This window comes from Kocuria kalidii (assembly GCF_044462225.1).
GTDB classification, from domain to species: domain Bacteria; phylum Actinomycetota; class Actinomycetes; order Actinomycetales; family Micrococcaceae; genus Kocuria; species Kocuria kalidii.
In genome coordinates this window covers 1-18599 of record NZ_JBISWJ010000091.1, presented here as the reverse complement: position 1 = coordinate 18599, position 18599 = coordinate 1, and the positions used below count along the sequence as shown (strand labels likewise).

Below are 18599 nucleotides of genomic sequence, written 5' to 3'. Positions count from 1 at the left end.
CAGGGGGGGGTCAGGCAGCGGCGACGCCGGGCAGCTCCACGTCGTCCGCCACGATCGTCACCCGGTCGTGGTCCACGAACACGAACCCTGCCTCGATCGTGCCCTCCAACCGGGAGCCGTCCACGGGGTCCACCGCGAAGTCCCCCGGCTTGAGGATGCCGGCCACGGCCTCGTGGCCGGGCAGGATACCGATGTCGCCCTCGGACGTGCGGACGCGCACCATGCGGGCCCTGCCGGACCACACGGCCTGCTCGAGGGAGACGATTTCGACGATCATCTCGGCCATGGCTACTTGCCGCCGGTCCGGGTCTTGATCTCGTCCCACTTCTGCATGACGTCGTCCAGACCGCCCACGTTGTAGAACGCCTGCTCCGGCACGTGGTCGAACTCGCCCTCGGTGATCTTCGCGAACGCCTCGATGGTCTCCGCAAGCGGGACCGTGGAGCCCTCCACCCCCGTGAACTGCTTGGCGGTGTAGGTGTTCTGCGAGAGGAACTGCTCGATGCGGCGGGCGCGCGAGACGACGACCTTCTGCTCCTCGGAGAGCTCTTCCACGCCGAGGATCGCGATGATGTCCTGCAGCTCCTTGTTCTCCTGCAGGATCGACCGGACGCGGATCGCGACGTCGTAGTGCTCCTGGCCCACGATCTGCGGATCGAGGATGCGCGAGGTCGAGGTCAGCGGGTCGATCGCCGGGTACAGGCCGCGGGAGGCGATGTCGCGGGACAGCTCCGTGGTCGCGTCCAGGTGCGCGAACGTGGTGGCCGGCGCCGGGTCGGTGTAGTCGTCGGCGGGCACGTAGATCGCCTGCATGGAGGTGATCGAGTGGCCACGGGTCGAGGTGATCCGCTCCTGGAGCACGCCCATCTCGTCCGCGAGCGTGGGCTGGTAGCCCACGGCCGAGGGGATGCGGCCCAGCAGGGTCGAGACCTCGGAACCGGCCTGGGTGAAGCGGAAGATGTTGTCCACGAACAGCAGCACGTCCTGGTTCTGCACGTCGCGGAAGTACTCCGCCATCGTCAGGCCGGTCAGGGCCACGCGCAGGCGCGTTCCGGGCGGCTCGTCCATCTGGCCGAACACGAGGGCGGTGTCCTTGAGGACCCCCGCCTCCTCCATCTCCACCCAGAGGTCGTTGCCCTCACGGGTGCGCTCGCCGACACCGGCGAACACCGAGGTGCCGCCGAAGTTGCGGGCCACACGCGTGATCATCTCCTGGATGAGCACGGTCTTGCCCACGCCGGCGCCGCCGAACAGGCCGATCTTGCCGCCCTTGATGTACGGGGTCAGCAGGTCGATCGACTTGATGCCGGTCTCCATCATCTCCGTGGAGCCCTCGAGCTCTGCGAAGGACGGGGCCTTGCGGTGGATCGGCCAGCGGTCGGTGATCTCCAGGGAGGAGGTCTCCACGTCGAGGGCCTCACCGAGCACGTTGAAGATGTGGCCCTTGACCACGTCGCCCACGGGCACGGAGATCGGGCCGCCGGAGTCCTTGACCTCGGTGCCGCGCACGAGGCCGTCGGTCTGCTGCAGGGCGATCGCGCGGACCATGTTGTCGCCCAGGTGCTGGGCCGTCTCGAACGTGATCGTCCGCTTCTCGCCGTTGAGGTCGTAGTCGGCCGTCAGGGCGTTGTAGATGCCGGGCACGGCGTGCTCCGGGAACTCGACGTCGACGACCGGCCCGATGACCCGGGCGATGCGTCCCGTGGCGCCGCCCGAGACCGGCTGCCCGGCCTGTTCGCTGATGGTGGCAGTCATTTCTCTCACTTCACTTGTTCGTGGTGGTCAGTTGCTGGATCGCCGGGACGGCCCGTCACAGGGCCTCGGCGCCGCTCACGATCTCGGTGAGCTCGGTGGTGATCTCGGCCTGGCGGGCGTTGTTCATCAGGCGGGTGTACTTCTTGATCAGGTCGTCCGCGTTGTCGCCGGCCGCCTTCATGGCCTTCTGCCGGGCCGCGAGCTCGCTCGTGGCGGCGTGGGCCAGGCTGGCGAACAGGCGGGCGTCGATGTAGCGCGGCAGGACCGCGTCGAGGAACTCCTCCGGGCTCGGCTCGAACTCGAAGGTGCTGTCCGGCTCCTCCACCTCGTCGAAGTCCTGGGCGACCTCGTCGGACAGGGCGTTGGCGTCCACGACCTCCAGCGGCAGCAGCCGCAGCACCCGGGGCACCTGGACGACCATCGACTGGAACGACGTGTAGACGAGGTGGATCTCGTCGACCCCGCCGTCCTCGTACGGTGTCTCCAGGTCCCCGATCAGGACCTGGCGCAGCTCCCGCGCGCGGTCCGGCCGGGCGTTGTCCGTGTCCCCGGTCCAGTTCCGCTCGTACGGGCGGCTGCGGAAGTCGAAGTACGCCTGGGCCTTGCGGCCGATCAGGTACACCTTGGTCTCCCTGCCCTCCCCGTGCAGCAGCTCGAGCAGGCCCTCGGCCTCCTTGAGCACGTTGGACGAGTAGGACCCGGCCAGACCGCGGTCGGAGGTCATGATCACCACGGCCGACCGGCGCACCTCGTCGGCCCGCGTGGTCAGGGCATGGGAGACGTTGTGCTGGGTGGCGACCTGTGAGACCGCCCGGGTCAGCGCGTTCGCGTAGGGACGCGCCGCCTGCAGACCCTGTCGGGACTTGTTGATGCGCGAGGTCGCGATCATCTCCATGGCCTTGAAGATCTTCTTCATGGACTTGGTCGACGCGATCTTGTTCCGGTAGACCCGAATCTGCGCTCCCATGTGACTTCCTTTCGACACCGTGTCCGGTGCGCCGCCGCGGCGGCGCACCGGACCGACCGGTTACTTCCTGACGATCCGTTCCTGGTCGACCTCGGACGCCTCGAGGGGCTCGTGCTCCTCGCGGCCAGGCTCGATGCCGTGCTTGGTGCCCCGGAAGTCCCGCTTGACCTCGGCGACGGCCGTCTCCAGCGCGGCGACCGCGTCGTCCTCGAGCTTGCCGGTGCCGACGATGGAGTCCATCACGTTGGTGGTGCGGCGCACGTGCTCGAGCAGTGCCTGCTCGAAGTCCAGCACGTCGGCGACCTCCACCTCGTCCAGGTGCCCGTTGGTGCCGGCCCAGATCGACACGACCTGGTCCTCGACCGGGTACGGGGTGTACTGCTTCTGCTTGAGCAGCTCCATCAGCCGGGCACCGCGGGTCAGCTGCTGCCGCGACGCCGGGTCCAGGTCGGAGGCGAACATCGCGAAGGCCTGCATCGAGCGGTAGGACGCCAGCTCGAGCTTGAGCGTGCCGGAGACCTTCTTCATGGCCTTGACCTGCGCGGCACCGCCGACGCGGGACACCGAGATGCCCACGTCCACGGCCGGGCGCTGGTTGGCGTTGAACAGGTCCGACTGCAGGAAGATCTGGCCGTCGGTGATGGAGATGACGTTGGTGGGGATGAAGGCCGAGACGTCGTTGGCCTTCGTCTCGATCATGGGCAGCCCGGTCATCGAGCCCGCGCCCAGCTCGTCGGAGAGCTTGGCGCAGCGCTCCAGGAGGCGGGAGTGCAGGTAGAACACGTCGCCGGGGTAGGCCTCGCGCCCCGGGGGCCGGCGCAGCAGCAGGGACACGGCGCGGTACGCCTCGGCCTGCTTGGACAGGTCGTCGAAGACGATGAGGACGTGCTTGCCGCCGTACATCCAGTGCTGGCCGATGGCCGAGCCCGCGTAGGGAGCGAGGTACTTGATGCCCGCGGCCTCGGAGGCGGGCGCCGCCACGATGGTCGTGTACTCCAGCGCCCCGTTGTCCTCGAGGGTCTGGCGCACGCCCGCGATGGTGGACGCCTTCTGGCCGACGGCCACGTAGATGCAGCGCACCTGCTGGTTGACGTCCCCGGTCTCCCAGTTGGCGCGCTGGTTGAGGATCGCGTCCACGGCGATGGCGGTCTTTCCGGTCTGGCGGTCGCCGATCAGGAGCTGACGCTGCCCGCGCCCGATCGGGATCATCGCGTCGATCGCCTTGATGCCGGTCTGCAGCGGCTCGTGCACCGACTTGCGCATGGTCACGCCGGGAGCCTGCAGCTCGAGCGCCCGGCGGCCCTCGGACTCGATCGGCCCGAGGTCGTCGATGGGCATGCCCAGCGGGTCCACCACGCGGCCGAGGAAGGCGTCGCCCACCGGCACGGAGAGGACCTCCCCGGTGCGCTGGACCTCCTGGCCCTCCTCGATGCCGCGGAAGTCGCCGAGGATCACGACGCCGATGTCGCGGGTGTCGAGGTTCTGCGCGAGGCCGAGCACCCCGTTCTCGAAGCGCAGCAGCTCGTTGGCCATGACCGAGGGCAGGCCCTCGACCCGGGCGATGCCGTCGGAGGCGCTGCTGACCCGGCCGACCTCGGTTCGTTCTGCGGTGCCGGGCTCGTAGGACGCGGCGAATTCGCTCAGCGCGCTACGGACGTCGTCGGCATTGATGGTGACTTCGGACATGTCCTGTCCCTGCTCTCCTAGTTCGTGATCACTGCCGTCAGCGGTGACCGTGAGTCCAAATCTGCGGCGGATCGCTGCGCTGGTCCACCGGCTGGTGCCGTCCGGCCGGAGGGGCGGCAGCCCACAACGGCGTCGTCCCGGCCCCGAGGGGTCAGGCGCCGATCCGCTGGCGCAGCTCGTCGAGACGGGCGGCGACCGAACCGTCGATGACCTCCTCGCCGACCTGCACCTTGAGCCCCCCGATCAGCGCCGGATCGACGTCCACGGTGAGCTTGAGGTCCTTGCCGTACAGGGTGTTCAGCTGCTCCTGCAGCCGCGCGCGCTGGTCGTCCGTCAGCGGCCGCGAGGTGCTCACGTGCGCGATCCACCGCTGCCGGCGGGCCGCCACCTCCTCGGCGAACCGGTCGACGAGCCGGCCGACCAGGGCGCCGCGGGGCGAGAGCACGGCCTGCTCCACGAGCAGGAGGGTCTCCTCCGAGGCGCCCGGGGTCAGCCGGTGCGCCAGCTGGGTCTTGGCCTCGACGTCGGCGCGCCGGTCGCTGAGGGCACGCTGCACCTCGTGCGACCCGTCCAGCACGCCCTTGAACGCGATCAGCTGCTCCACGACCTGCTCGAGGCCCTCGAGCCCGCCCCGGTTCTCGGCGGACGCCGCGGTGAGGGCCACCCCGGCGTGCTCGAGGCCGTCGGTGAACTCGCGGTCGTCGCTCCAGCGGCGACCGGTGAGGTGCGCGACGATCTCCACGGCCTCCGGGGAGATCTTGTCGGCGAAGACCCGGCGCACGACGTGCTCCCGCTGCGGCCCCGCGTAGGACGGGTCGGCCAGGGCACGGCGCAGGGCGCCGTTCTCGTCGAGGAGGGCGAGCACGGCGAACAGCTCACGGGCGAGCGCGGGGCTGGCGGAGCCGGCCCAGCGCTCGACCTCTCGAGCGTTCTCCTGGGTGAATTCGTTCGCTGCGTCTGCCATTACCGCGCCGCACCCGCGTTCCGCTCCTGCTCCGACTCCAGGTCGGCGAGGAAGCGGTCGACCACCCGGTTGGACCGGGCGTCGTCGTCGAGGGACTCGCCCACGATCTTCGCCGCGAGCGTGGTGGCCAGAGCGCCCACCTCGTTGCGCAGCGAGACCACGGCCGCCGAGCGCTCCGCCTCGATGGTGCGGTGGGCGTTCTCGGTGATGCGGGCCGACTCGGCGTTCGCCCGGTCCTTGAAGTCCGCGAGGATCTTCTCGCCCTCGAGGCGGGCCTCCTCGCGGATCTTCTGAGCTTCCAGGCGCGCGCTCTCGAGCTGCTGGTTGTACTCGTCGCGGGCGGCGGCCGCCTCGGCCTGCGCGGCCTTGGCCTTGGCCAGGCCGCCTTCGATGGCCTCGGTGCGCTCACGGTAAACCCGCTCGAACGCCGGCACGACGAACTTGACGACGAGGAAGAGCAGGATCAGGAAACCGATGAGGGTGATCGCCACTTCCCACAGGTCGGGGACGAGGGGGTTCGCCCCTTCCTCTACTGCCGGCAAGAGTGTCATGTGCGCAATTCCTGTTCTCTAGGGAGGACTTGTACGGGATGCGCCACTCAGGCGATGAACGCGAGCACGAAGCCCAGAATCGCGAGCGCCTCGACCACGGCGAAGCCGAAGAACAGCATCGGCTGGAGCACGCGCTGCGACTCCGGCTGGCGGGCGACGGACTGCATGTACGCGGCGAAGATCAGACCCACGCCGATGCCGCCGCCGATGGCAGCCAGACCGTAACCAATAGCGCTGAGCGAACCAGTCATGAGGGGTATTTCCTTTCTAGGTGCCCGGGGGCCGGGCGTCGTAGCCGTGTCGGCTCTGAACATTTCGGGGTTGGACTGCGGGGGTCCGGCCGGAGCCGGACCGCTTCTCCACCGGTGTCAGTGGCCCTCTTGCAGGGCGCCCTGGACGTACACGGCGAAGAGGAGGGTGAAGATGTAGGCCTGGAGGACCTGGATCAGGATCTCCAGGAAGTAGATGAACACGCCGAGCACCGTGGAGCCCACCGCGACGACGCTGATGAAGCTCGCCTGCGAGATCAGGTAGCCGGTCATCGATGCGGCCACCATGAGCGCCAGGTGACCGGCGAACATCGTGGCGAACACACGCAGTGCGTGCGTGACCGGGCGGATGATCAGGTTCGAGAGGAACTCGATGGGGATGAGGAAGATGTACAGGGCCTTCGGGACGTCCGGCGGCATGGTCATCTTGCTCATGAAGCCGCCGAGCCCGTGGCGCTTGATGCCCATGAAGACCCAGGTGACGTAGGCGATGCCGGCGAGCGCGTAGGCCGAGCCCGCGTGCGAGAGGGTCGGCAGCTGGAGCACCGGGATGGACCCGAAGAGGTTGTTCACCAGGATGAAGAAGAAGAACGTGAACAGCAGCGGGACGTAGGGGCGGAACTCCTTCTCACCGATGATGTCCCGGCCGAGGTGGTTGCGCACGAACCCGTAGCCGCTCTCGGCGAGGTACTGGGACTTCGACGGGACGAGGGCGTGGCGGCGGATGGCCCACATGAAGAAGCCGGCGATCAGGACGACCGACAGGAGGATCAACAGCATCTGCTTGCCGAAAGCGAAGGAGCCCACCTCGAAGAAGTAGGGGAGGTGCATCTCGTCGACGGTCGGGGCGGTGAATCCTCCGGTGGCGGGGAGCCTGATGAGGGCGGCGTTCAATGCGGGTCCTTTCTGCAGTGCTCTGGCCGGTGGTCACGGTCGGGGCGCCGAGTCCGGGCCGGACTGGTGCGGGGTGGATGGATCTGCACCGTCGGAGGACGGGCTGCGACGGAGCCCCTCCTGCATGTGGAGGTACACGACGTAGACCCCGGAGGCGGCGCCGATGCACGCTCCCAGGAGCACGATCCACCGGGTTCCCAGCACGCGATCCGCACCCCACCCTACCAAACTCCAGAACCCCATCCCGATCACCACGTAGAGGAGTGTCGTGAGGCCTCCGGACAGCCCTCCGCCCTCCACGAGCTCACCGGCGGTGCGCAGTCCGCGGTCCTCCGGGCCGCCCCGTCCCGGGGTCCCGGGGCGCTCCCCCGGCCCGTCCGGCGCGCGCGGTCCGTCCCCGCGGTCCGTGCTGTCGCGGTCATCCGTGCCCATGGTCTCCCTGCCTCCTGTCGTCGTCGGCGGCCGCGCCGGTGGCGGCCGGGCCGGCACCGTCCGCGCGGGTCTCCCCGGCCGGCCGCCGGACCGCCGGCACCGGTCCGAGGGCCGCCCTCGTGGCCCGGGCACCGGACCGGGCCGCGAGCGTCACCGAGACGACGAGAGCGGCCAGCACGCCCCCCGCGGTCCAGCCCGGGAGCAGCCAGGACGGCGCCGGCACGGTGAGCAGGACCCAGCTGAGCACCAGCACCTTCAGCACGTACGTCGTGGCGAGCGCGGGGGCCGCGACGGGCCCGTCCGCACCCGCGGTGGCGCGGGCCACGAGCAGGGTGACCAGGTGGCTCGCGGTCACCAGCCCGGCCCCGAGCAGGGCGCTGAGCGCGGCGGCGCTCACGGGAGGGTCTCCGCCCGTGCGCGGGCGGCCGTCCGGCGCCCCAGCAGTTCGGGCAGCACCAGGTAGAGCGCGAGCACCGCGAGCACGAACGCTCCGGCCAGCGCCGTGGCGGCGGGCCCGGTGCGCAGACCCACGACCGAGGCGACGCTGACGAGGACGGTCGCGGTCGTGACGACGAGCGCGGAGCCCGTGTGGGAGAGACCCGTGTCGGTGAGCCGCTGGTAGACGTGCCGGCGGTGCGGCCGGTACCAGACCTCCCCCGCGCGGACGCGCCGGAGCAGGGTCACGGAGGTGTCGGCCACGTAGACCGCCAGCGGGGGCAGGAGGTACTCGACGTACACGCCCGAGAGGAAGGCCGCGACCGCGATGCCGGCCAGCGCACCGCCCAGCAGGTAGGAGCCGACGTCGCCGAGGAACACGGTGCCGCGGCCGAGGTTCCAGGGCAGGAACCCGGCGAAGCCGCCCGCCACGGCCAGGCCGGCGGCGATCATCCACGTGAGGTCGTTGGAGGCCCCCGCCCAGGCGTACAGCAGGCCCGCCGCCAGCCCGTGCAGCCCCGAGATGCCGTTGATCCCGTCCATGAAGTTCGCCATGTTGACGTAGGCGGCGATCGCGAGGGTGCCCACGGGCAGCCACCAGACGGAGGTGCCGAGCACCGTCACGAGGACGCCCGTGGCGACGAGGCCGATGGCGAGCTGGGCGGCCAGTCGCACCCGCACGGACACGCCCCGGTAGTCCTCGGCCCAGCCGAGCGCGGCGAAGAGCCCGGTGACGGCCAGGACGACGAGGGCCACCGAGCGGTCGACCTCGATCGCACCGGTGAGCAGCGCGGACCCGTAGGCGAGGAGGACGGCGACGGCCACGGCCAGGCCCATGCCCCGGACGACCGTGCGCTGGTGGGACGAGCGCTCGTTGGGGACGTCGAGCACGCCCCAGCGCGCCAGCAGGGGCTTGACGGCCAGCGGGAGCAGCAGGCTGAGCACGAGGGCCGGGGCGCCGACCGTGAGGACGAGCTCGCCCAGCCGGCGCAGCTCCTCGGGATCGGGGGCGGCGCCGGGGTCGGTGAGGTCGAGCCCGCCCGGGAGCTGTCCGGCGGGGACCAGGAGGGCCGGGAGCGGCACGGCCGCGCTCACGAGGCCCGCCCCGAGGGGCTGCGCGGTCGCTGGACCGAGGTGGGCGGCGGCTGGGTGGACGGTCGCACGACGGGGATCGTGCCCGTGTAGACCATGCCGCCGCGCACCTTCCACGTGTGCCGGTCCAGCTGGGCGGGATCGAGACGGTCGGCGCGGGCGTGGGAGATCTTGGGGTGGAAGGGACGCTCGTCCTTCTCGCCGAGGCCGATGAGGTCCTCGTGCAGCTTCTCCCCCGGGCGCAGCCCGGTGATCTCGATCTCGACGTCCTCGCGCCCGCTCATCACGCGCAGCCGTTCGGCGATGTCCATGATCCGCACGGGTTCGCCCATGTCCAGGATCAGCACCTCCCCGCCGCGGGCGATCGCGCCGGCCTGGATCACCAGCTGACAGGCCTCGGGAATGGTCATGAAGTACCGGGTCGCCTCCGCATGGGTCACCGTGATCGGGCCGCCCTGCCGGATCTGCTCGGTGAACAGGGGGAGCATCGAGCCGCGGGAGCCGAACACGTTGCCGAAGCGCACCGACACGTACCGGCGCCCGGTCCGGTCCGCCATCCAGGCGGTGAGCTTCTCCGCGACCCGCTTGGAGTGGCCGAGCGCCGTGGTGGGGTTGGCGGCCTTGTCGGTCGAGATGTTGACGAAGACCCCGACGTCCGCCTCCTCGGCGGCCAGCAGCACGTTCAGGGTGCCCAGGACGTTGGTCTTCCACGCCTCGTCCGGGTACTGCTCGAGCAGTGACACGTGCTTGAGGGCGGCCGCGTGGAAGACCACCTCGGGCCGGCGGTCGCGGAAGATCGTCCCCACGGACTCGGGATCGCGGATGTCGGCGAGCACGGTGTCCCGGCCGTCCAGCAGACCGCGGCCCGTGATGGAGATCTGGGTGCCCTGCAGGGCCGACTCGTCCCGGTCGACCATGATGAGCTCCGCCGGCTCGAAGCCCACGAGCTGGCGGCACAGCTCGGAGCCGATGGAGCCGCCCGCACCGGTCACCAGGACGCGGCGGCCCTTGACGTAGCCGGCGATCTCCTCGACGTCGATGTCGACGGGACGGCGGCCGATGAGGTCCTCCATGCTGATGTCCCGGAAGTCCACGGACGCGTGCCCGGCGGTGAGCACCTGGCCGAGCGGGGGCATCGTCATGACGCGGATCCCGGTGCCGGCCACGGCGTCCGCGACCCGGTGCATGATCCGGGGCTCCGGACTGGACATCGCCACGATGAGCACGGAGGCACGGGTGCGGGCCATGACGTCGCGGATGTCGTGCAGGGTGCCGAGCACGGGCACCGAGGAGATCCGCAGGTGCTTCTTGGCCGGGTCGTCGTCGAGCAGGGCCACGGGCAGGAACTCCGAGTCCGGGTCCTGCATCATGCGGTGCACCAGGAAGGTCCCGAGGTACCCGGCGCCGTAGATCACCACGTGCTGGGCGGAGGCGCCCGGGCGTGCGGACGCCTCCTGGTACATCCGCTTCAGATAGCGGAGGGCGGCCATGAACAGGCACGCGAAGGGGAACGCGATGAGAGCGGTGGACCGCGGGACGCCGATGCTCGTGCCCACGACCAGCAGCAGCACCTGGACCACGGCCGTGACGATGAGGGTGACCACGACGAGGAGCTTGGCCTCGTCGAAGCTGCCGAAGGAGTACCGCCCCTTGTACAGGGCGAAGGAGAAGCCGACGACGAGCTGGGCGGCCACCGCCACCAGGGACACGAGCAGCAGCCCGGGGGCGCTCACGAACTGCAGCTCCATCTCGTAGCGCAGGACCAGGGCCAGCACGAGGGCCACGACCCACGCGACGGAGTCCAGCAGCATCTGGATCCACAGCCACGCCACGGGCCGGTCGTGCGGGGCGGCGCGTGCCGGGGACGCCGTGCCGGCACCCCCGGGGAGTCCCGCCGTGCCGGCGGGGCGCTCGGGGTCAGCACTCATCGGGTCGGTCCTTCCGTGGTCGGTGCCGGAGCCGGGCGGCCGGGCGGGTGCGGGTCCGGTGCTGGACGGTCAGCGGCGGGGCGCGCCGACCATGGCCCGGTAGGCGAGCTCCCGGAGCCGGGTGGGGACGAACCGGTAGCCGCCGCGCACCACCACGTTGCGCACCCATTGTAGGAGCCCCACGTGGCCGCTCCTCCGCAGCCGGGCCTGGAGGGCGAGCTCGGCGCGGAGCACGCGCCATCCTCCCCGCCGTGCGTAGGAGCCCGCGGAGACCCGGTAGCCGACGAGCGGCTCGGGCACGTTGCGCACGTCCGCTCCGGCGCGCAGCATGCGCACCCACAGCCAGTAGTCCTCGGCCAGGGGCACGTGCTCGTAGCCCCCGACCGCCTGCACGGCCGGGCGCCGGAAGACCACGGTCGGGTGGCTCACCGGGTTGCGGCGCCGGGAGACGGACAGGATGTCCCGCTCCCCCACCGGGGCGCGGCGCAGCGCGAGCGGTGCCTGCTCGTCGTCGCCGATCTCGTGCATGGCGGAGCCCACGAGGTCCGCCCCCGCCTCGATGACGGGCAGCTGCACCGCGAAGCGGCGGGGATAGGAGACGTCGTCGGCGTCGGCGCGGGCCACCACGTCGTGCCGGCACCGGTCGAGCCCGGCGCCGAGCGCCGCGGCCAGTCCCGCGTTGCGCGCCAGGTCCACCCGCACCACGGGCACGGGCAGCTCGCGCACGAGGCGGTCGAGCTCGGCCTCGAGCTGCGCGGGGACCGGACCGTCCCGCACGAGGACGAGCTCGGCGGGACGGCGCTCCTGCTCGACGGTCGCGGACTCGGCGGCGCGGCGCACCCGCTCGGCGGTGTCGGCGCGGTAGACGGGCATCAGCACGGAGAACTCGGCGCCGGGCGGCAGGGGCAGGCTCACGGCGTCACCGCGGCCCGCCGAAGCCGCGGCCGCGCATCCCGCCGACGTAGCCGCTCGCCCAGGACCGGAGACCGCGCACGTCCCGGCGGCGCAGGTAGTAGAGGGGGTAGCCGACGAGGTCGGCCCCGAGCTGGACGAACCGCTTGTACCGCCAGGTGGTCCAGCCCCGGTTGCGGAAGAAGTGCGCGCGCTTGAACGCGGTGCCCGGCACCACGACCTTGAGCCTGCCGGGGACCACGACGTGCTCCTCGTCCCAGCCCGGCGGGTGGGCGACGGCGGCGCGGGTGGTGGTGCCGAACGGCAGCCCGGAGCGGCGCAGCCGCACGAGGAAGTCGACCTCGTCACCGCGCAGGAACAGCTTGAGGTCCGGGAGCCCGACCGTGAAGAAGACGTGCTCCGCCATGAGGGCGCCGTTGAAGAAGGTGGCGTGTCCGGGCAGGAAGCCCAGCGGCTCGAGGTCGGCCCGGGAGTGGGTGATCCGGCCCTCCAGCCGGTACGAGAAGGCCAGGGCACCGTGGTCCTGGGGCGCGACGACGAGCGGGGAGACGACCGCGAGCTCCCGCCGCGCGGCCTCCTCGAGGAGGATCTCGAGGCAGTCGGGCTGCTCCGGACGGGCGTCGTCGTCCATCAGCCACACCCGGTCCGCACCGGTGGCGAGCGCGGTGAGGATCGCGAGGGAGAACCCGCCGGCGCCGCCCAGGTTGGCGAGGGACCGCACGAGGTGCAGCTCGAACCGGCCGTCGACCGCTTCCTCCAGCACGTGCCGCGGCAGCTCCTCGCGCCCCGCGTCCACGAGGCACAAGGCTGCGACGGGCACCGTCTGCTCCCGCAGCGCCGCGACGAGCGCGAGGACGTCCTCGTGCCGGTCCTGGGTCACGCAGGCCACCGCCACCGCGGGCGTGGGGTCGGACGGCATGCAGCTCCTCCAGGGCAGTGGGCGGACGGGGGACCCGGTGGGGCGGGCGCCGGATCGTGCCGAGTCTAGCAAGCGGGCGCCGGCCGGCCGGGCCGCGTCGCCCCGCGCCGGGCGGGGGCCGGTCTGTACGATGAGCGCAAGGATCCTGATCCGGTCGGCGGCGACCGGCGGCAACCGGCAGAGAGGAAGCACCGTGACATCGACGACCTGGGCAGTCCTGGGAGCCACCGGATTCGTGGGTTCCGCGACCGTGGCCCGGTTGCAGGCGGACGGCCAGACGGTGGTCCCGGTCTCCGCGCCGCGGCTGGCGTCCGGGGCGCACACGGTCCACCACCTGCTCGAGCAGGCCGGCCGTCTCGAGTCCGTGATCGACTACCTCGCCGAGTCCTTCGCCGGCGCCCACGTGGTGGTCAACGCCGCGGGCCTGGCCGCTCCGGACCAGACGCACGAGGAGTCGCTCGTGGGGGCGAACGCGCTGCTGCCGGTGCTCGTGGCCCTCGCGGCGCGCCGCACGAGCGTGCGGCGGATCCTGCACGTCAGCTCGGCCGCCGTCCAGGGCGACGTCGACGTCCTCGACGAGACGCCTTCCGTCCGGCCCTTCTCCCCCTACTCGTTCTCCAAGGCGCTCGGCGAGAGCGCCCTGCTGAAGCTGCGCCGCGACTGGGCCGACGAGGAGGACTCCCCGGCGCTCACCGTGCTGCGCGCCACCTCGGTGCAGGGCTCCGGGCGGCGCACCACCGCCCGCCTGGCCCGCTTCGCGTCCTCCCCGCTGAGCTCCGTGGCCGGGGAGGGGAGCGCGCACACCCCGGTCACCTCCGTGCACGCCCTCGCCGAGTTCGTGTCCCGCGTGGGGCGCCACGGCGCGGAGCTGCCCTCGGTCGTGCTCCAGCCGTGGGAGGGCGCCACCACCGCGTCCATCCTGCGGGACGCGGGCCGCCGGGAGCCGCGGCACCTGCCCGTGCTGCTGTGCCGGCTCGCGCTGGACGCCGGCTTCGGTCTCTCGAGCCTGGCCGGGAGCCGCTGGCACGGGGTCTTCCGCCGGCTCGAGGTGACGTGGTTCGGCCAGCGCCAGGTGCGCGGCTGGGCCGAGGAGCACGACGCGGTCCCCGAGCCCCGGATCACCGAGGTGCTGCGCCAGGCCCACCTGGCCGCCGGCCGGGGCTGAGCCCCTCCGGGATGCCCCGGAGCACCGCTCAGCCGCCGTCGAGGCCCCGCGCCACGAGCCGGGCGGCCTCGTCGACCGGCAGGGGACGCGGCTCCCCCGGCGTCCCCGCGTGCCGGACGCGCCGGCGGTCCTGGTCCACGGCCGGCCGGGCGCGCTCCCCGTCCGCGGAGCGCGCCACCAGTGCGGCCGCCAGGCCCTGCGCCGCGGCCGCCCGCGCCGGGCCGGGAGCCGGAGGCTGCTGGTCCGACGGCGCGGCGGGGTCCTGTCCCCCCGGGCCGGCGGGCTCCGCGGGGGACGGCACGGCCTCGGGATCGGCCTCGCTCACCGCGTGCGAGCCCCCGGCCGCCGCGCCGTCGCCGGCCGGGTCCGGGTCGGCCGTGCCCGCTGCGGACTCGTTCCCGAGTTCCTCGTCGCCGTCGGCCGGGACCACCGAGGGCACCACGGACCGCAGCCGGGCGAGGCTCACGGCGCCGTGGCGCACGAGCAGCGGGGTCTCCCCCGTGCAGTCCACGATCGTGGAGGAGACCGGGTCCGGCTGCGCGGGACCGCCGGCGGGCCGCGGGCCGCCGTCCAGGTAGAGCTCCACGGCGTCCCCGAGCATGTCCACCGCGGCCCGGGCCGTCGCGGCGGCGGGGTGGCCGGTGCGGTTGGCCGAGGAGACGGCCAGCGGACCGCTCTCGATGAGCAGCGCCTGGGCGAGCTCGTCGTCGGGCACGCGCAGGGCCACGGTCCCGTGGGTCTCCCCCAGGTCCCAGCCGAGCGACGGGTGGGAGTGGAGGATCAGGGTCAGCCCACCGGGCCAGAAGGCGTGGGCGAGCGCCCGGGCGTCGTCGGAGACGTCGTCCGCCAGGCCGTCCAGCACCCCGGCGTGGGCGATGAGCACGGGCGGGGGCATCGCGCGGGAGCGCCCCTTGGCGGCGAGCAGGGTCGCGACGCCGCGCGCCGAGAACGCGTCGGCGCCGATGCCGTAGACGGTGTCGGTGGGCAGCACCACGCAGGCGTCGGCCGCGAGGGCGCGCGCGGCGTGCTTGAGCCCGGCGGTGCGCTGGGCGATGCTGCTGCAGTCGTAGACGGTGTGGCTCACGGCGTCCATTCTCCCATTCCCTCCGACACGTCCGACGCGCGCGCGCCGCCGCGGGGCGTGCGGCCGGCCGTGGCCCGGTCCCGGCCGGTCAGGTCCTGGTGGCCCACGACGTCCTCGAGCCCCGCGGCTCGGAAGGCGTGCGCCACGGCACCGGCCTGCACCTCGGCGTGCTCCATCACGAAGAGCCCCCCGGGCCGCAGCAGCCGCAGCGCCGAGGCCAGGGCCGCCCGCGGGATCTCGAGGCCGTCCTCCCCGCCCCCGTAGAGGGCGAGGTCCGGGTCGTGCTCCCGCGCCTCCGGCTCGCGGGGGACCGCGTCCCCGGGGATGTACGGCGGATTCGACACCACCACGTCGCAGCGGCCCTCGAGCTCGGGGAACGCCGTGCGCAGGTCGCCCCGGACGAGTTCCGCACGCGTCCCGCGCAGGTTCTCGGCAGCCCACGCGTGGGCGGCCCCGGACAGCTCCACGGCGTGCACGCGCGCCTGCGGCACCTCGTGGGACACCGAGGCCGCGATCGCCCCGGAGCCGGTGCCCAGGTCCACCACGTGCGGCCGGTGCACGCCCTCGGCCAGCTGGTCGCGCAGCTCGTCGACCACGGCCTGCACGACCGTCTCCGTCTCGGGACGGGGCACGAACACGCCGGGTCCCACGGCGAGTGCCAGGTAGCGGAAGTGCGCGACGCCCGTGAGGTGCTGCAGCGGGACCCGGCGGGCGCGCTCGGCCACGAGGTCCGCGTAGCCCTGCGGCTCGTCACCGCCGATGATGGCACGCGCCTCGACCTCTCCCCGGGACAGCCCCGTGAGGTGCCCGGCGAGCAGCAGCGCGTCGGTGCGCGCGGAGTCGATCCCCGCCTCGGCGAGCACCTGCTCCGCCCAGCGCACCGCCTGGCCCAGCGACCTGTTCACCCCGGGACCCCGCTCAGTCGTCCTGCTGGCCGATGGCCTCGAGCCGGGCCTGCTCGTCCATCTCGATCGCCGAGCGCACGACCGGTTCGAGGTCCCCCGCCATGACGTGGTCGAGGTTGTACGCCTTGTACCCGGTGCGGTGGTCGTTGATCCGGTTCTCGGGGAAGTTGTAGGTGCGGATCCGCTCGGACCGGTCCATGGTGCGGACCTGGGAGCGCCGCTGCGCGGCGTTGTCCGCGTCGATCTGCTCCTGCCGGTGGGCGAGGATGCGGGCCCGGAGCACCCGCATCGCGGCCTCGCGGTTCTGCAGCTGGGACTTCTCGTTCTGCATGGCCACCACGATGCCCGTGGGGAGGTGGGTGATGCGCACCGCCGAGTCGGTGGTGTTCACGGACTGGCCACCCGGCCCGGAGGAGCGGTACACGTCGATCTTCAGGTCGTTCTGGCTGATCTCGACCTCCTCCGGCTCGTCCACCTCCGGGAACACCAGCACCGCCGCGGCGGAGGTGTGGATCCTGCCCTGGGACTCGGTCACGGGCACGCGCTGGACGCGGTGCACCCCGCCCTCGTACTTCAGCCGCGCCCACACGCCCTCGGCGGGGTCCGTGGCGTCCGACTTGATCGCGACCTGCACGTCCTTGTAGCCGCCCAGGTCGGAGTCGTTGGTCGAGATGAACTCGCTCTTCCAGCCGCGGGCCTCCGCGTACTTCAGGTACATGCGTAGCAGGTCCCCGGCGAAGAGCGCGGACTCGTCGCCGCCCTCCCCCGCCTTCACCTCGAGGATCACGTTGCGCCCGTCGTCGGGGTCCCGCGGGACGAGCAGCCGGCGCAGCTTCTCGCGGGCCGCCGTGAGCTGCTCCTCGAGCGACGGGACCTCCTCGGCGAACTCGGGGTCCTCGGCGGCGAGCTCGCGCGCCGCGCCCAGGTCCTCCTCGAGGCGCTGCACCCGGCGGTGGGCCCCGACGATGCCGTTGAGCTCAGCGTAGCGGCGTCCCAGTCGCCGGGCCTTGCCCTGCTCCGCGTGCACCGCGGGGTCGGCGAGCTGCCGCTCCAGCTCGGAGTGCTCGTCGAGCAGGGACTGGATCGGGTCCGGCATGGGACGCTCCTTCATCGGGCGGCGGGGACGGCGGCGGTCGGGTCGCGCGCGGACGGTGCCGGGCACGACGACGCCGCCGCGGCCCGGTCCGGGGATCCGGAGCGGGCCGCGGCGGCCTCGGGAGTGCTAGCGGTCGCTCTCGGCGCGGGCCGACAGCGTGGTCTTCTGCACCTGGAGCAGGAACTCGGTGTTGGACTGGGTGTCCCGCAGCTTGTTCGTGAGCAGCTCGAGGGCCTGCTGCTGGTCGAGCCCGGAGAGGACCCGGCGCAGCTTCCACATGATCTTGATCTCGTCCGGGGAGAGGAGGTTCTCCTCCCGGCGGGTGCCCGAGGAGTTGACGTCCACGGCCGGGTAGATCCGCTTGTCCGCGAGTGAGCGGGACAGGCGCAGCTCCATGTTGCCGGTGCCCTTGAACTCCTCGAAGATGACCTCGTCCATCTTGGACCCGGTCTCCACGAGGGCGGTCGCGAGGATCGTGAGCGAGCCGCCGTTCTCGATGTTGCGGGCCGCCCCGAAGAACTTCTTCGGCGGGTACAGCGCCGCGGAGTCCACGCCGCCGGAGAGGATCCGCCCGGAGGCGGGGGCCGAGAGGTTGTAGGCACGTCCCAGGCGGGTCATGGAGTCCAGCAGGACCACCACGTCCATGCCCATCTCCACGAGCCGCTTGGCCCGCTCGATCGCCAGCTCGGCGACCGTCGTGTGGTCGTCCGCGGGGCGGTCGAAGGTGGAGGCGATGACCTCGCCCTTGACCGTGCGCTGCATGTCCGTGACCTCCTCGGGGCGCTCGTCGACGAGCACCATCATGAGGTGGACCTCGGGGTTGTTCGTGGTGATCGCGTTGGCGATCGCCTGCAGCATCAGGGTCTTGCCCGCCTTGGGCGGGGACACGATCAGGCCGCGCTGGCCCTTGCCGATCGGCGCGACGAGGTCGACCACGCGGGGCCCGATCTTCTTGGACTCCGTCTCGAGGCGCAGCCGCTCCTGCGGGTACAGCGGGATGAGCTTCCCGAAGTCCACGCGGTCCTTGTTCTCCTCGGTCTTCTTGCCGTTGACCGTGGTCAGCTGCACCAGCGCGTTGAACTTCTGCCGCGTGCTGTTCTGCTGCTCGCCCTCTCGGGGCGCGCGGATGGCGCCGACGACGGCGTCGCCCTTGCGCAGGTTGTGCTTCTTGACCTGGGCGAGGCTGACGTAGACGTCGTTCGGGCCCGGCAGGTACCCGGAGGTGCGCACGAAAGCGTAGTTGTCGAGGACGTCCAGGATGCCCGCGACGGGCAGCAGGACGTCGTCCTCGGTGAACTCCGTGTCGTCGACCTCGGGGCCGGAGTTGCGCCCGCGGCGGTTGCGGCGCTCGTTGCGCTCCGCGCGGTCGTTGCGATCGCTGCGGTCCCGGTCGCGGTCGTTGCGGTTGCGGTTGCGCCGGCTGCGGCGGCTGCCGCCGTCACCGTCCTGGCCCTTGCCGTCCTGACCGCGGTTGTCCTGGCGGTTGTCCTGACCCTTGCCGTCCTGACCGCGGTTGTCCTGACCCTTGCCGTCCTGACCGCGGTT

Annotated in this window: 19 protein-coding genes; 1 reads left to right on the top strand and 18 read right to left on the bottom strand. The window is 72.1% G+C overall.

Going from position 1 to position 18599, the window contains the following annotated elements; translation table 11 throughout:
• Positions 1-10: 10 nt before the first annotated feature.
• From ACH9D3_RS13625 to ACH9D3_RS13560, 14 genes are all read right to left on the bottom strand, one after another.
• Complete coding sequence (locus tag ACH9D3_RS13625; protein ID WP_396400293.1) at positions 11-286, bottom strand: F0F1 ATP synthase subunit epsilon; 276 nt, start codon at positions 284-286, stop codon at positions 11-13.
• A gap of 2 nt (positions 287-288) precedes the next feature.
• Entirely contained in the window at positions 289-1755 is a 1467-nt protein-coding gene (atpD, locus tag ACH9D3_RS13620; protein WP_396400292.1) for a F0F1 ATP synthase subunit beta, read from the bottom strand.
• Positions 1756-1810: 55 nt separating this feature from the next.
• Positions 1811-2722 (bottom strand): F0F1 ATP synthase subunit gamma, encoded by a 912-nt coding sequence (locus tag ACH9D3_RS13615; protein ID WP_396400291.1) that lies wholly within the window; start codon positions 2720-2722, stop codon positions 1811-1813.
• A 60-nt stretch (positions 2723-2782) separates the two neighbouring features.
• Complete coding sequence (atpA, locus tag ACH9D3_RS13610; protein ID WP_396411345.1) at positions 2783-4408, bottom strand: F0F1 ATP synthase subunit alpha; 1626 nt, start codon at positions 4406-4408, stop codon at positions 2783-2785.
• 151 nt (positions 4409-4559) lie between these two features.
• Positions 4560-5372, bottom strand: coding sequence for a F0F1 ATP synthase subunit delta (locus tag ACH9D3_RS13605; protein ID WP_396411344.1), 813 nt, complete (start codon positions 5370-5372; stop codon positions 4560-4562).
• Positions 5372-5923 carry a F0F1 ATP synthase subunit B gene (locus ACH9D3_RS13600; protein ID WP_396400288.1) on the bottom strand — a complete coding sequence of 184 codons (552 nt, stop codon included), beginning with the start codon at positions 5921-5923 and terminating at the stop codon, positions 5372-5374. The genes ACH9D3_RS13605 and ACH9D3_RS13600 overlap by 1 nt, the downstream gene beginning before the upstream one ends.
• Before the next feature lie 47 nt (positions 5924-5970).
• Entirely contained in the window at positions 5971-6174 is a 204-nt protein-coding gene (atpE, locus tag ACH9D3_RS13595) for an ATP synthase F0 subunit C (RefSeq protein ID WP_017833261.1), read from the bottom strand.
• A 117-nt stretch (positions 6175-6291) separates the two neighbouring features.
• Positions 6292-7086, bottom strand: a complete 795-nt coding sequence (gene atpB, locus ACH9D3_RS13590) for a F0F1 ATP synthase subunit A (RefSeq protein WP_396411343.1) — start codon at positions 7084-7086, stop codon at positions 6292-6294.
• Positions 7087-7119: 33 nt separating this feature from the next.
• Positions 7120-7518, bottom strand: a complete 399-nt coding sequence (locus tag ACH9D3_RS13585) for a hypothetical protein (protein ID WP_396411342.1) — start codon at positions 7516-7518, stop codon at positions 7120-7122.
• The gene (locus ACH9D3_RS13580; RefSeq protein WP_396411341.1) at positions 7505-7915 is read right to left on the bottom strand and encodes a hypothetical protein; all 411 of its coding nucleotides are present in this window, start codon (positions 7913-7915) and stop codon (positions 7505-7507) included. The genes ACH9D3_RS13585 and ACH9D3_RS13580 overlap by 14 nt, the downstream gene beginning before the upstream one ends.
• The gene (locus tag ACH9D3_RS13575) at positions 7912-9048 is read right to left on the bottom strand and encodes an MraY family glycosyltransferase (RefSeq protein WP_396411340.1); all 1137 of its coding nucleotides are present in this window, start codon (positions 9046-9048) and stop codon (positions 7912-7914) included. Before ACH9D3_RS13575 ends, ACH9D3_RS13580 begins: the two co-directional genes overlap by 4 nt.
• The gene (locus ACH9D3_RS13570; RefSeq protein ID WP_396411339.1) at positions 9045-10973 is read right to left on the bottom strand and encodes a polysaccharide biosynthesis protein; all 1929 of its coding nucleotides are present in this window, start codon (positions 10971-10973) and stop codon (positions 9045-9047) included. The genes ACH9D3_RS13575 and ACH9D3_RS13570 overlap by 4 nt, the downstream gene beginning before the upstream one ends.
• Before the next feature lie 69 nt (positions 10974-11042).
• Complete coding sequence (locus tag ACH9D3_RS13565; RefSeq protein ID WP_396411346.1) at positions 11043-11846, bottom strand: glycosyltransferase; 804 nt, start codon at positions 11844-11846, stop codon at positions 11043-11045.
• A 46-nt stretch (positions 11847-11892) separates the two neighbouring features.
• Positions 11893-12804 (bottom strand): glycosyltransferase, encoded by a 912-nt coding sequence (locus tag ACH9D3_RS13560; protein WP_396411338.1) that lies wholly within the window; start codon positions 12802-12804, stop codon positions 11893-11895.
• A 193-nt stretch (positions 12805-12997) separates the two neighbouring features.
• On the opposite strand from ACH9D3_RS13560, the gene ACH9D3_RS13555 reads away from it, so the two are divergent.
• Positions 12998-13969, top strand: coding sequence for an NAD-dependent epimerase/dehydratase family protein (locus ACH9D3_RS13555; protein WP_396400281.1), 972 nt, complete (start codon positions 12998-13000; stop codon positions 13967-13969).
• A 28-nt stretch (positions 13970-13997) separates the two neighbouring features.
• Here the strand turns inward: ACH9D3_RS13555 and ACH9D3_RS13550 are convergent, their stop codons facing one another.
• The 4 genes from ACH9D3_RS13550 to rho all read right to left on the bottom strand — a co-directional run.
• Positions 13998-15053 (bottom strand): L-threonylcarbamoyladenylate synthase, encoded by a 1056-nt coding sequence (locus ACH9D3_RS13550; protein WP_396400280.1) that lies wholly within the window; start codon positions 15051-15053, stop codon positions 13998-14000.
• Positions 15050-15958: a peptide chain release factor N(5)-glutamine methyltransferase gene (gene prmC, locus ACH9D3_RS13545; protein ID WP_396411337.1), complete on the bottom strand. Its 909-nt coding sequence runs from the start codon at positions 15956-15958 to the stop codon at positions 15050-15052. Before prmC ends, ACH9D3_RS13550 begins: the two co-directional genes overlap by 4 nt.
• 13 nt (positions 15959-15971) lie before the next feature.
• A complete protein-coding gene (gene prfA, locus ACH9D3_RS13540; RefSeq protein WP_396400278.1) occupies positions 15972-17054 on the bottom strand; it encodes a peptide chain release factor 1 in 1083 nt (360 codons plus the stop codon).
• A gap of 126 nt (positions 17055-17180) precedes the next feature.
• Positions 17181-18599, bottom strand: a 1419-nt coding sequence (gene rho / locus ACH9D3_RS13535) for a transcription termination factor Rho (RefSeq protein WP_396411336.1), incomplete at its 5' end; no start/stop codon positions are given.